Below are 12,166 nucleotides of genomic sequence, written 5' to 3' on the forward strand. Positions count from 1 at the left end.
AGAATTCATGTATAGGATGTCTATTAGGGGGTTCGTCGCGTTGGCCAAACCTACAATCGGGTTAGCGTTAGGTTCGGGAGGGGCAAGAGGCATCGCTCATCTCGGAGTGTTATCCAGTTTACATAAGCATCAGATTCCAATTGATATGATTGCCGGCAGCAGCATGGGAGCATTAGTCGGAAGCTTTTATGCGGCCGGGCATGACGTGGCCACGATGAAAAAAGTCGCCAAAGCATTTAAGCGGCGGCTGTACGCGGATTATACGATGCCGAGGCTCGGATTTTTAAAAGGGGACCGCATCAGGCAGCTCGTTCATGCCTATACGTACGGCAAGGCGATAGAAGAACTGCGGATCCCGCTCGGCATCGTGGCCTGCGACCTTCAGACCGGCGAAAAGCTTGTTTTTACGAAAGGTTCAGTATCCGAAGCCGTCCGCGCGAGCATCAGCATACCGGGCGTTTTCGTCCCGCAAAAAATGAACGGACGTATGTTAGTCGACGGCGCGGTGGTCGACAGAATCCCGGTTTCCGCCGTAAAAGATATGGGTGCTGATATCGTCATCGCCTCTGACGTATCCCGGGTGAAAAAAACGGAAAAGGCGGCACATATTTTTGATGTAATCATGCAAAGTATGGATATACTGCAAAATGAATTGGTCCGTCACCAGACCATTGCCGCAGACGTCATGATCCGCCCTTCTCTTGAATCATTCAGCTCAAGTTCTTTTGCCAACATTGATCATATGATCACAGCGGGCGAAGAAGCCGCAGACCGGATGATCGGCCGGATTAAACAAGAAATAGAGAACTGGGAGGGCTAACTCATATGAAAGCAAAACATTTTCGCTGGGTGTTTATCATCCTGATCTTATTAATCGCTGTTACATTTATTAAGCTTCCGTATTACATCACACAGCCGGGAGAAGCATCAGAGCTGAGACCGCTGATTAAGGTGGACGGAGGCTATCCTGAAAAAGGAAGCCTTTCCTTGATGACTGTCAAAGTAGGCCCCGCCAATCCGTATACATATCTTTGGGCGAAAGTGCATCCTTACGAAGAAATCGTCCCTGATGAAAGCATAAAAGAAGAGGGCGAATCGGACTCGGATTATATGAAGCGCCAGCTGCAAATGATGAAAAGCTCCCAAGAAAACGCGGTCATTGCCGCTTATCAAAAAGCCGGGAAACAGGTGAAATACTCATTTAACGGCATTTATGCCAGTTCAGTCGTCTCTGACATGCCGGCAAAAGGAAAAATAGAGGTCGGTGATAAAATCATCAGCGCGGACGGGAAAACATACGAATCCGCTGAAAAGCTGATTGATTATATCAGCAGCAAAAAAGCGGGGGAAAAAGTAACGTTTCACATTGAACGGGACACGAAAGAAAAGACCGTTGACATTGTGCTGAAATCATTCCCGGACGACCCGAAAAGAGCGGGAATCGGTGTCGCATTATATACGGACCGGAACGTGAAAGTGAAGCCGGATCTTCATTTCAGCATTGAAAACATCGGCGGGCCTTCTGCGGGTCTCATGATGTCTTTAGAAATTTACAACCAGCTGACAAAACCTGACGAAACAAAAGGCTATAATATAGCCGGAACGGGGACAATCGACGTGGACGGCAAAGTCGGACCGATCGGCGGAATCGATCAGAAAGTCGTCGCCGCAGACAAAGCGGGAAAAGATATTTTCTTTGCTCCGAATCAAAACGGAGCTGAAAATTCTGATTACAAAAATGCGGTAAAAACGGCGAAAGCAATCAAGTCCGATATGAAGATCGTCCCTGTCGACACCATGCAGGACGCACTTGACTATTTGGATCAGCTGAAAGTAAAAAGCACCTGATACAGACAGGTGCTTTTTTTTACGCATTCAAAAAACGCTTTTCGTCTTCATCATAGCGGATCGGCGCTTGTGAAAATTCCTGTTTCTCAAACAATGTGCGTTCAGGTTCGTTTATCGGCAGGCTGTAAACCCGTCCCGCCAGTATGTCCAGATCCAGAGCGGGATGAGAGAAAGAAGAGAGCTTGCTGACGAGAGGTGCGGTAAGCTCTTTTTTCTTTGCCGACAGGTACGCCTGTCCTTTTTTCGTCATTCCGAGAAGACGGATATAAGGAGCGCTTGAAGGCTTTAAGAGCCGATGCATGTCTTCTTTTTTCGTCCGTGTCAGAATGTGCGTGTTCATCCGCTGCAGCCTCGTCCACGTGTATCGTTTTGTTTTCAATCGTTCCATCATTTCGCGATAGGATCGGGCTTGTCTGATGGTGCGCAGAATTCTGTGCTCAAGGCCTTCTTCCACTTCATAGATTCGGCTCAATTCTTCAGCGGAAAGAGTGCTGAGGCTGTATTTTACATATGAAAAATAGTCTTCCGTGCTGTGCCATATGCCGTATGAATTTCTGTATGCCTCCAGCTCACGCGCAGACGCTTCCGGGAGAAAGCTCCTTGCGGCCGCCGTTCCTTTTTCTATCAGCGCTTTCCGGATGCTTGTTGCGCTGGCTATCCGGCTGTTATCTCCGGGAAGCTCGGCGTCATGATATTGGGAAGCGATTCTGGCTGTCGTATAAGGCTTCATAGCGGAACCGGAGGTGTGTATCGCTCTAACGTAGTGAAAACCGAGAATATTGTTCGGCTTGGACAAATCGAGCATGTCCCGCCCTTTGAATATGTGTGAAAAAGCTTTTGAGGCGGCGGCCGGATAGCTGAGACCCTTTTTCAGCTCCTCTTTCAGAATCAGGCTGCAGTCATCTTCCTTTCGGCTGAACGCTTCAGACGCTTCAAGAAAGGATTCGATCCGCCCGTTTTCGCTGCCGAAAAACAAGCTGCTGCATCCTAAATGATGAAGAAGCGAAACGCTGCCGCGCGCGAATAATTCCGCTTTTTGTACGGCATATATATAAGGGAGCTCAATGACGATATCCACGCCGTTTTCCAGCGCCATTTTTGTCCGGGCCCACTTTGAGACGGCGGCCGGTTCCCCGCGCTGCAAAAAAGGGCCGCTCATCACCGCCGCCGCGACGCTGCTGTCCGTTTTGATTTTTGCTTGTTCCGCATGATAGCGGTGTCCGTTATGAAAGGGATTATATTCAACAACCAGGCCGACTGCTTTCATATTTGTCCCGCCTTTCTTGCTATGTTTTGCTTCGTGTGGTACATTTGCAAATGAAGTGCATATTTTAGTCCGTTTCGTTTAGTGTATGCATAGCCTATCCGGCTGTCAACGATTGCATGACGGCGGCATTATGCTGTAAAGAAAAAATATTGACAAAAACATTCTGAAAAGCTATAATCATGTTTGTTGCTTTCCTGAGGTGATACAAATGAAATGGACGATTTATCAGCTTCATCAAATCGCGAAAAAGAGCTTTGAATTTGATGAAACAGTTGAGTTAAATGAGCTGACAAAATTGAATTCTGACATCCGCCGCATTTCTCCCGTCCGGGTGAAGGGCCGCGCGGAGATTGAATCCAAGCAAGTTTCGTTTGACTTTACGATTTCAGGCGAAATGGTTTTGCCGTGCTCAAGAACTTTAGTTGATGTGCCGTATCCATTTACAATCGCGACAAAAGAACTGTTTAGATTTCATAAGTCGGATGATATAGAAGATGAGGACGTTCATTTTGCTGAAGACGATACCGTCGACTTAACTCCGATCATAAAAGAAGAGATTCTTTTAGAAATTCCTATGCAAGTCTTTTGTGAAACTGAACAAAAAGAAGGAGCCGCTCCCCAAGTGGGGAAGGATTGGCAAGTGATTTCTGAGGAAGACAAGAAAAATCAAATCGACCCCAGACTTTCGGATCTGAAAAAGCTCTTAACACAAGATGATGAATCTTAACTCTTTAAGGAGGTGGGAATAATGGCTGTACCTTTTAGAAGAACTTCTAAAATGAAAAAAAGATTGCGCCGTACACATTTCAAACTAAATGTACCTGGTATGACAGAATGCCCGTCATGCGGAGAGATGAAATTGTCTCACCGTGTATGTAAAGCATGCGGATCATACAACGGCAAAGACATAAATGTTAAAAGCAATTAATGTATGAAGAAAAGCGCGGGAATCTCGGTTCCTGCGCTTTTCTTTTTTTTTTTTGCCCCTCCGGCCTGCTCCCGCCGAAAAAATTGTGAGCCCCAGTAGTCTATCTAATCTATCAGCGGCATATGTATGAGGTAAATGAGCAAATATGGAGGGAGATACGATTGACGATAACGAGACAAGACGCGTGGACGCAAGATGAAGATTTGCTGCTGGCCGAAGTGGTGCTCAGGCATATTCGGGAAGGCGGGACCCAGCTTTCCGCTTTTGAAGAAGTCGGCAGAGCGCTGACGAGAACGGCTGCCGCCTGCGGGTTCAGATGGAATTCTTATGTCAGAAAACAATATCAGTCAGGGATAGAACTGGCGAAAAAACAGCGGAAGGAATTAAGAAAGCAGATCGGGGTGCATTCCGCCAATCTGCCGGGAACCGTCAAACAGCCTCCGATCCGCAGGGCGGAAGGAGAAAAAGAGCTGTCCATTGATGATGTCATTTTGTTTCTGCAGCAATTTAAAGAGTCGCCAGCCGCAGCGGATATGCGTCATGAAAAAGAAAAACTCACAGAACAGCTGACCGCGCTGCAAAAAGAAGTCGAGGATCTGCGTGAGGAAAATGAAAGCTTGAGAAACAAGCTGGAGATGACGGAAGAAGATTATAAAGCGTTAATTGACATTATGGACAGAGCGAGAAGGATGGTCAATTCAAAAGAAGACGACAGAAAATCGGCGCAGAGCCTGTAAAATGAACCGGCCTGGGGGCGGCGCCCCGCCGGTTTTTTATTATGCCGTTTCTCCGGATGTCATTTCACCGTCCATATCGGGATGCCAGATATAAGGATTTTCTCCTTTATCACGCGCCATATCATATTTAACGGGCTCAAAATTCATCTTATCCCAGAAATCTGCTGATTTCATGCGTGAATTTGTCCTGATCGGCATTCTGAAGGATTTGGCAAAATCAACAAGCGCTTTTCCGTATCCGTTGTTTTGATAGCCCGGAAGAACCTCAAGCTTCCAAAGTTCCAAAAAGTCCTGACGGTGATCAAAATACGGATTCGCGCCTCCGTTTACCTGATATAAACTCATTCTCGCCACTAGTTTATCCCCGAAGTAAATCCCGTAAAAAGGCGAGGTGCTGTCATTTTCAATGATATTATCCTGAAGATCTTCAAGCATCGACAGCTCCTGCATCCCGTATTCCTTAAACCTTTTAAATTCTTCGAGTGTCTTAAAGTTGATGAGCAGTCGCTCTATTTTCAACACAAACTCCCCCTTTGTTGTGTTCTACCATTATTGTAAACGCTTTAATTGAAAATTCCAACTATAATATGCTTGCCAGTCTTTTTGCTCAAAACGAAATTGAAGTAATTTGCGGCGGCTTCTGCTATGATAATATGGAAAAATGCAGATATAGGGTGTGACAGTGTGAAAATCGGAATTATCGGAGGCGGAGCGGTAGGCCTTTTATGTGCTTACTACTTATCGTCCCGCCATCAGGTAACGGTCATTACGCGGCGGACGGAGCAGGCTGATGCGATTAACTCAGGCGGTATACGGCTTTTGAAAGACGGAATAGAATGTACGGCGGCATGCAGAGCGCAAACAGGCCTCACTTCCGGATTCGACCTCTTAATCGCAGCCGTTAAACAGCACCAGCTAAGTGCTGTGTTGCGGGATCTTGAGACGATAAAAGGGACGAATGTGCTGTTTTTGCAAAACGGCATGGGACACATACACGACATTAAAGATTGGCATACGGATCATTCGCTTTATGTCGGCACTGTTGAGCACGGAGCAAAAAAGATATCAGATCATGCCGTTGAACATACGGGAGCCGGAGCCGTAAGATGGAGTGTATTCAGCGCATCCCGGCCGGAAACGCTCAAAAGCATCTTTTCCGGCATGCACCGGGATTTTCCCGTATATGATGAAAACGACTGGTATCGGCTGTTAACGGGAAAACTGATCATAAATGTATGCATCAACCCGTTAACTGCATTGCTGCGCGTGAAAAACGGAGAGCTGGTAACAAATGACGCTTACAAAAAATATATGAGAAACGTGTTTGAAGAAGCGGAGACAATACTTGGCCTCGCTGATAGAGAAAAAGCGTGGAACAAGGTTTGCGAAGTTTGCAGACTGACGGAAAAAAATCATTCTTCCATGCTCGTCGATATCATGGCAGGCAGGCGGACAGAGGCCGATGCGATTATCGGCTACATTGTAAAAGAAGCGGAAAGCCGCGGATTGCCGGCCGTTCATCTCCCATTTTTACACCGCGGCATAAAAGCGTTAGAAAGAAACTGAAACAAAGTCTTTTGAGGTTTTCCGGTAACATGCTATACTCATTTCGGAAACCTAACTATTTATTGGAGAAAGGAAGTTCCAGACAGATGCAGCTAACTGAACTTTCCATCAAAAGTCAAAATAAGTTTGTGCAGCACTATATAGATGGAGAAAACATGTCTTCATTTTTTGATTATGATATTCATTCAGAGGACGTATGGCAAAAGCGGCTTCATGACCTGTCTTCGCGGCCGTTTGCCAGAGAAGAATTAGCGGATTATTTATCCTCCTATCACGAAAAATTTCACTCCGCCGCCATGCAGGCCTCCATCGAAAAACTGAGAGATCCAAAAAGCGCAGCGGTAGTAGGCGGCCAGCAGGCCGGTCTTTTAACGGGGCCTCTTTACACCATACATAAAATTATCTCCATTATCGTACTTGCCAGACAGCAGGAAGAGGCGTTGCAGATTCCTGTCGTTCCGATTTTCTGGGTGGCGGGTGAAGATCACGATCTGGAAGAAATCAATTTTGTGCATACGTCAACAGAGAATAAAGGTCCGGTGAAACAGAAACTGCCGCAGTCGTACTGGAAAAAAACATCGGCGGCTAAAACCGAGCTTGATCAGGAAAAATGCGCGGCTTGGATTGATGAAGTGTTCGCTGCTTTTGAGGAGACGGATCACACAAACACACTCCTTCAAAACGTGAAGCGATGTTTACGCTCATCAGAGACATTCACGGACTTTTTTGAACTGTTGATCGCCGACTTGTTTCAAGAAGAAGGCCTTATTCTGATGAATTCGGGAGATCCGGGGATTAAAAAGCTGGAAACGGGTATGTTTCAGCAGATTTTAAAACACAATCATGAGCTTGCCAAAGCCGTGTCAGACCAGCAGCGTCTTATGCGGGAAGCCGGTTATCACCCGATTATTGAATCGGACAAAGATCAGGCCAATCTGTTTTACGAACATGAGGGAGAGCGTTTCTTAATTGAAAAAGAAAACGGCGTTTTTGTCATTAAGGAGCTTGACCTGAAGTGGACGAACGACGAGCTTCATACCCATATGGAAGAAAAACCGGAATGTTTCAGCAATAACGTTGTGACAAGGCCGCTTATGCAGGAGTTTCTCATCCCGACTCTGGCGTTTATCGCGGGACCGGGGGAGATCAATTATTGGGGTGAGCTGAAGCGGGCTTTCTCATTAATGGGCTTTCGCATGACCCCGGTAATGCCGAGACTGAACATTACGATTCTTGAGCGCCATATTGAAAAGAAGCTTTCAGAACGAAATATCCCGCTTCAGGAAGCGATCGAACACGGCACCGGACACCTGAAAGACACTTATTTTGAAGAGCAGATTCCGGAAGAGTTTTCTTCTGTAATGGAACAGGCGAAGTCGCAGATTGAAGCTGTCCATAAACGCGCAAGGGACGAAGCGCTGAAGGTCGATTCAAGCCTTGAGCCGCTCTTACAGAAGAATGCCGCCTTCATTCAAGATCAGCTCTTGTTTTTAGAACGGACGGTAACGAAAAGAATTGAAGAAAAAGAAGGCTTTGTGCTGCGTGACTATGAAAGAATCCAAAACAGCATCAGACCGCTCGGCGCTCCGCAGGAACGGATTTGGAATGTGATGTATTATCTGAACCGCTACGGTCCAAAATTCTTCACAACCTTCAAACATCTGCCATTTTCTTTTCAAAACCAACATCAGATTGTCAAACTTTGAAATAAAGTTTTAAAGAACCCTGAATAGTTCAGGGTTTTTTTTTATGTGTAAACAGTGTAAAATGAGGTTGTGGAGAGAAGTGGCGGATAGTGGTGAGTTTAGGGGAGAAAGTGGGGGTCCTTATCATGTTTATGGGTGAATACCGGCATACTGTTGATGCAAAGGGCCGCATGATCGTACCCGCAAAATTCAGAGAAGGCCTCGGTGAGCAGTTTGTGCTGACAAGAGGACTTGACCAATGCCTTTTCGGCTATCCGATGAATGAATGGAAGCTGATTGAAGAAAAGCTGAAGGCTCTGCCGCTCACCAAAAAAGACGCCCGCGCATTTACCCGATTCTTTTTTTCCGGTGCGACCGAATGCGAACTGGACAAGCAGGGAAGGGTTAATATTGCGTCATCTCTTCTGAATTACGCAAAACTGGAAAAAGAATGTGTTGTCATCGGGGTTTCCAATCGAATTGAATTGTGGAGTAAGGTAATATGGGAACAATACACAGAAGAGCAAGAAGATTCATTCGCTGAAATTGCTGAAAACATGATTGGATTTGATATATAATGGATCTTCGTGCATCACAACAACAACTGACAATTCAATTCATTCCTGATAAAGGTGGGACCGACACAAATGTTTCAGCATAAGACAGTACTTCTTCGTGAAACCGTCGACGGTTTAAATATCAAACCGGACGGAACCTATGTGGACTGCACCCTTGGCGGCGCCGGGCACAGTACATATTTATTGCAGCAATTATCGGAAAAAGGACGCTTGATCGCCTTTGATCAAGATGATACGGCACTTGAAAACGCAAAGAAAACATTGTCCGAATACAAAGGACAGCTCATTCTGGTGAAAAGCAACTTTCGTTATTTAAAAGAGTGTTTACATGAACACGGCATTACGAGTGTCGACGGAGTTCTATTTGATTTAGGAGTATCCTCTCCGCAGCTTGATACACCGGAACGGGGATTCAGCTATCATCATGACGCACCGCTGGACATGAGGATGGACCAGTCGGCCGCCCTTACGGCGAAAGAAGTCGTAAATGAATGGCGGTATGAGGACCTTGTGAGGATTTTCTTTAAATACGGAGAAGAAAAATTCAGCAAGCAGATCGCCCGAAAAATTGAAGAGGCAAGAGAAAAATCGCCTATTCAAACAACCGGCCAACTGGTCGATCTAATAAAGGACGCGATACCGGCTCCGGCAAGAAGAAGCGGAGGTCATCCGGCCAAACGTGTATTCCAAGCCATTCGAATCGCCGTAAACGACGAGCTTCAAGTATTTGAAGAGGCCCTCTTGCAAGCGATAGAGGTGCTGAAGCCGGGCGGAAGGGTGTCTGTGATCACTTTTCACTCGCTGGAAGACAGAATGTGCAAGACGACATTCAAGGAAAAATCATCACTTCCCGAACTGCCTCCGGGTCTTCCTGTGATACCGGAAGAATTTGAACCGGAATTAAAACTGATTACAAGAAAGCCCATTACGGCATCAAAAGAGGAGCTTGAAGAAAATAACCGCGCCCGGTCAGCGAAGCTCCGCATTGCGGAGAAACGAATATAAAGGGCAGCAAATGACAACATTAAAGGAGGTCATCAGCCTATGAGCAACTTAGCTTACCAGCAGGAAAAACAACAACGGCCAGTGATAAGTCCCGAAAAAAAGGTGATTGTCAAAAAGAGGGCTTCCATTACACTCGGGGAAAAGGTGCTGCTCGTCCTGTTTGCCATTGCCGTTCTCTCCACATCAATGTTTATCGTATCAAAGGCATACGCGGCGTACCAATCCAATATTGAGGTGCAACAACTGGAGGAGAAAGTATCTGAGAAGAATAAGCAGATCGGTGATCTCGAAAAGACGGCTGCTGACTTAAGCCAGCCGCAGCGCCTGATGGATATCGCTAAAAAGCACGGTTTGAATCTGAAAGATAAAAAAGTGAAAAACATACAGGAATGATAACCCATGCCGAAAAAAAATAAGTTTATGAACAGAGGAGCAGCGATACTCAGTATTTGTTTCGCTCTCTTTTTCTTTGTCATTCTCGGGAGAATGGCGTACATTCAATTAACTGGTAAAGCAAACGGTGTAGAACTTGCAACAAAAGCGACCGAGCAGCACGAAAAAAAGCGGACGATAGAAGCGAGCCGCGGCTCTATTCTTGACCGGAACGGCAAAGTGCTTGCAGAGGACACGGCGACATATAAGCTCATTGCCGTGCTTGATAAAAAAATGACAAGTGATCCGAAGCATCCTCAGCATGTCAAAGACAAAGAGAAAACGGCGGAAAAACTGGCGACCGTTATCAATCTTGATAAAAGCGAGATTCTGGACATCTTAAACAGGGATGGCGCGAAGCAGGTGGAATTCGGTTCAGCCGGCCGCGATATCTCTTATGCGAAAAAACAAAAGATCGAAAAAATGAATCTTCCGGGTATTTCTTTCTTAAGAGATACGAAGCGCTACTATCCGAACGGCGTATTTTTGTCAAATGTTCTCGGGTATGCCGATGTGAATGAAAAAACAAACGAGATACAAGGCTCTTTAGGGCTTGAAAAAATACTGAACAACTATCTGACGGAACGCGACGGATCCGTCACTTACGAAAGTGATAAATCCGGCTGGAAACTTCCGAACAGCAAAGAAAAAATCACCGCACCTAAAAACGGTGACAATGTATATTTAACCATTGATCAGAAAATTCAAACCTTTTTAGAAGACAGCATGACGAAAGTAGCGGAAAAATATAAACCGAAAAAAATTATGGCGGCTGTCGTAGAACCGAAAACAGGCAAAGTGCTTGCGATGGGGCAGCGTCCGAGTTTTGACCCGAATATCAGAAACGTCACCAATTATTACAACGACTTAGTGTCGTACGCGTATGAACCGGGTTCAACGATGAAGATCTTTACGCTTGCCGCGGCGATTCAGGAAAATGTGTTTTCTGCAAACGAGAAATATAAATCAGGAACATATAAAGTGGGAGGCAAACCTGTTAAAGATTGGAACGATGGCGCCGGTTGGGGTATGACAAGCTTCCATGACGGCCTCATGAGGTCATCGAATGTTGCTTTCGCCAAACTGGCCAACGAAAAACTGGGGTTTGACCGGTTTAATGAGTACCTGCACAAATTCGGGCTCTATCAAAAAACAGGGATTGATCTGCCCGGTGAAGTATCAAGTAAAATTAACTACAAATATGATTTTGACAAAGCGTCTACGGCTTACGGCCAAGCATCGGCGATAACGCCGATCCAGCAGCTTCAGGCCGTCACGGCGATTGCCAATAACGGCAAAATGATGAAACCTTACGTCATTGATCATATTGTCGACCCCGATACGAAAAAAGTCGTCAAGCAGACAAAACCAGAGCAGGCAGGCACGCCGATTTCAGCCGATACGGCTAAAAAAGTCCGGAATCTGCTCGGAGAAGTCGTGACGTCAGACATCGGAACCGGAAAACCTTATAAAATTGAAGGATTTGACGTCGCGGGTAAAACGGGAACCGCACAAATTGCCGGGACGGGCGGATATTTAAGAGGAACGAGCAACTATGTGTTTTCATTCATGGGCATGGCGCCGAAAAATGATCCTAAGCTTGTCATCTATGTAGCCGTGCAGCAGCCGCAATTAAAAGCGGGGCAAAGCAGCTCTGATCCTGTCGCGGAAATCTTTAACCCGACGATGAAAAACAGCCTCCACTACATGAATATCGAACCGACGGAAAAAACAGATTCCGGTCAGGAAGAAACGAAAAGCCAAAAGATGCCTGACCTGACAGATAAGACGGTCAAGAGCGCTGAGAAGGAAGCGAAAAATGAACATCTCACACCGATTGTCATCGGCAGCGATGTTGCCGTAAAAGAGCAGTATCCGACAGCCGGAGAAGATGTGATCACCAATCAGAAAATCTTCTTAAAAACAGACGGAAAGATGACGATGCCGGATATGTCCGGATGGTCGAGACGGGAAGTGCTTCAATTCAGCAAAGTATCAGGCATTCACATCGATGTGAGCGGTGAAGGTTACGCTTCAAGCCAAAGTGTGAAAAAAGGCAAAGAACTGAAAGAAAATACCGTGATCAAGGTGAAATTTAAAAATCCTGATTAACGGGACAG

The 12,166-nt window shown here is 45.9% G+C and carries 13 protein-coding genes; 11 read left to right on the forward strand and 2 right to left on the reverse strand.

What is annotated here, in order from left to right:
* The first annotated feature begins 40 nt into the window (after positions 1-40).
* Positions 41-820: a patatin family protein gene (locus NYE36_RS08055; protein ID WP_015239808.1), complete on the forward strand. Its 780-nt coding sequence runs from the start codon at positions 41-43 to the stop codon at positions 818-820.
* A gap of 5 nt (positions 821-825) precedes the next feature.
* Positions 826-1,848 carry a SepM family pheromone-processing serine protease gene (locus NYE36_RS08060; protein ID WP_007409697.1) on the forward strand — a complete coding sequence of 341 codons (1,023 nt, stop codon included), beginning with the start codon at positions 826-828 and terminating at the stop codon, positions 1,846-1,848.
* Positions 1,849-1,867: 19 nt separating this feature from the next.
* On the opposite strand, the gene NYE36_RS08065 is transcribed toward NYE36_RS08060, so the two are convergent.
* The gene (locus NYE36_RS08065; protein WP_052827397.1) at positions 1,868-3,115 is read right to left on the reverse strand and encodes a nucleotidyltransferase; all 1,248 of its coding nucleotides are present in this window, start codon (positions 3,113-3,115) and stop codon (positions 1,868-1,870) included.
* Positions 3,116-3,323: 208 nt separating this feature from the next.
* On the opposite strand from NYE36_RS08065, the gene NYE36_RS08070 reads away from it, so the two are divergent.
* The 3 genes from NYE36_RS08070 to gerR all read left to right on the forward strand — a co-directional run bounded on the left by NYE36_RS08070 (position 3,324) and on the right by gerR (position 4,780).
* Positions 3,324-3,842 (forward strand): DUF177 domain-containing protein, encoded by a 519-nt coding sequence (locus NYE36_RS08070; protein ID WP_265450920.1) that lies wholly within the window; start codon positions 3,324-3,326, stop codon positions 3,840-3,842.
* A gap of 21 nt (positions 3,843-3,863) precedes the next feature.
* Positions 3,864-4,043: a 50S ribosomal protein L32 gene (rpmF, locus tag NYE36_RS08075; protein WP_003154457.1), complete on the forward strand. Its 180-nt coding sequence runs from the start codon at positions 3,864-3,866 to the stop codon at positions 4,041-4,043.
* A gap of 161 nt (positions 4,044-4,204) precedes the next feature.
* Positions 4,205-4,780 (forward strand): sporulation-specific transcriptional regulator GerR, encoded by a 576-nt coding sequence (gene gerR / locus NYE36_RS08080; protein ID WP_015239811.1) that lies wholly within the window; start codon positions 4,205-4,207, stop codon positions 4,778-4,780.
* Between the two features lie 39 nt (positions 4,781-4,819).
* Here the strand turns inward: gerR and NYE36_RS08085 are convergent, their stop codons facing one another.
* Positions 4,820-5,302, reverse strand: coding sequence for an N-acetyltransferase (locus tag NYE36_RS08085; RefSeq protein WP_007409700.1), 483 nt, complete (start codon positions 5,300-5,302; stop codon positions 4,820-4,822).
* A gap of 162 nt (positions 5,303-5,464) precedes the next feature.
* Here NYE36_RS08085 and NYE36_RS08090 point away from each other — a divergent pair, with 162 nt between their 5' ends.
* The 6 genes from NYE36_RS08090 (at position 5,465) to pbpB (ending at position 12,158) form a co-directional block, all read left to right on the forward strand.
* Entirely contained in the window at positions 5,465-6,346 is an 882-nt protein-coding gene (locus NYE36_RS08090) for a 2-dehydropantoate 2-reductase (protein WP_015239812.1), read from the forward strand.
* An 86-nt stretch (positions 6,347-6,432) separates the two neighbouring features.
* Positions 6,433-8,052, forward strand: a complete 1,620-nt coding sequence (bshC, locus tag NYE36_RS08095) for a bacillithiol biosynthesis cysteine-adding enzyme BshC (protein WP_015239813.1) — start codon at positions 6,433-6,435, stop codon at positions 8,050-8,052.
* A gap of 125 nt (positions 8,053-8,177) precedes the next feature.
* The gene (mraZ, locus tag NYE36_RS08100) at positions 8,178-8,609 is read left to right on the forward strand and encodes a division/cell wall cluster transcriptional repressor MraZ (protein WP_007409703.1); all 432 of its coding nucleotides are present in this window, start codon (positions 8,178-8,180) and stop codon (positions 8,607-8,609) included.
* Positions 8,610-8,678: 69 nt separating this feature from the next.
* Positions 8,679-9,614: a 16S rRNA (cytosine(1402)-N(4))-methyltransferase RsmH gene (rsmH, locus tag NYE36_RS08105; protein ID WP_076424092.1), complete on the forward strand. Its 936-nt coding sequence runs from the start codon at positions 8,679-8,681 to the stop codon at positions 9,612-9,614.
* A gap of 39 nt (positions 9,615-9,653) precedes the next feature.
* The gene (gene ftsL, locus NYE36_RS08110) at positions 9,654-10,007 is read left to right on the forward strand and encodes a cell division protein FtsL (RefSeq protein WP_015239815.1); all 354 of its coding nucleotides are present in this window, start codon (positions 9,654-9,656) and stop codon (positions 10,005-10,007) included.
* Between the two features lie 6 nt (positions 10,008-10,013).
* On the forward strand, positions 10,014-12,158 hold the full coding sequence (gene pbpB, locus NYE36_RS08115) for a penicillin-binding protein 2B (protein WP_015239816.1): 2,145 nt from the start codon (positions 10,014-10,016) through the stop codon (positions 12,156-12,158).
* The last annotated feature ends 8 nt before the right edge of the window (positions 12,159-12,166 follow it).

The sequence above is a fragment of the Bacillus sp. FSL R5-0593 genome, from assembly GCF_038603755.1.
Taxonomy (GTDB): Bacteria; Bacillota; Bacilli; order Bacillales; family Bacillaceae; genus Bacillus; species Bacillus velezensis.

Bases quoted from the DNA above. Each gene is read 5' to 3' on its own strand.
- NYE36_RS08060 (WP_007409697.1), top strand. From the start codon at position 826: ATGAAAGCAAAACATTTTCGCTGGGTGTTTATCATCCTGATCTTATTA.
- NYE36_RS08065 (WP_052827397.1), bottom strand. From the start codon at position 3,115: ATGAAAGCAGTCGGCCTGGTTGTTGAATATAATCCCTTTCATAACGGA.
- NYE36_RS08070 (WP_265450920.1), top strand. From the start codon at position 3,324: ATGAAATGGACGATTTATCAGCTTCATCAAATCGCGAAAAAGAGCTTT.
- rpmF (WP_003154457.1), top strand. From the start codon at position 3,864: ATGGCTGTACCTTTTAGAAGAACTTCTAAAATGAAAAAAAGATTGCGC.
- bshC (WP_015239813.1), top strand. From the start codon at position 6,433: ATGCAGCTAACTGAACTTTCCATCAAAAGTCAAAATAAGTTTGTGCAG.
- mraZ (WP_007409703.1), top strand. From the start codon at position 8,178: ATGTTTATGGGTGAATACCGGCATACTGTTGATGCAAAGGGCCGCATG.
- rsmH (WP_076424092.1), top strand. From the start codon at position 8,679: ATGTTTCAGCATAAGACAGTACTTCTTCGTGAAACCGTCGACGGTTTA.
- ftsL (WP_015239815.1), top strand. From the start codon at position 9,654: ATGAGCAACTTAGCTTACCAGCAGGAAAAACAACAACGGCCAGTGATA.
- pbpB (WP_015239816.1), top strand. From the start codon at position 10,014: ATGCCGAAAAAAAATAAGTTTATGAACAGAGGAGCAGCGATACTCAGT.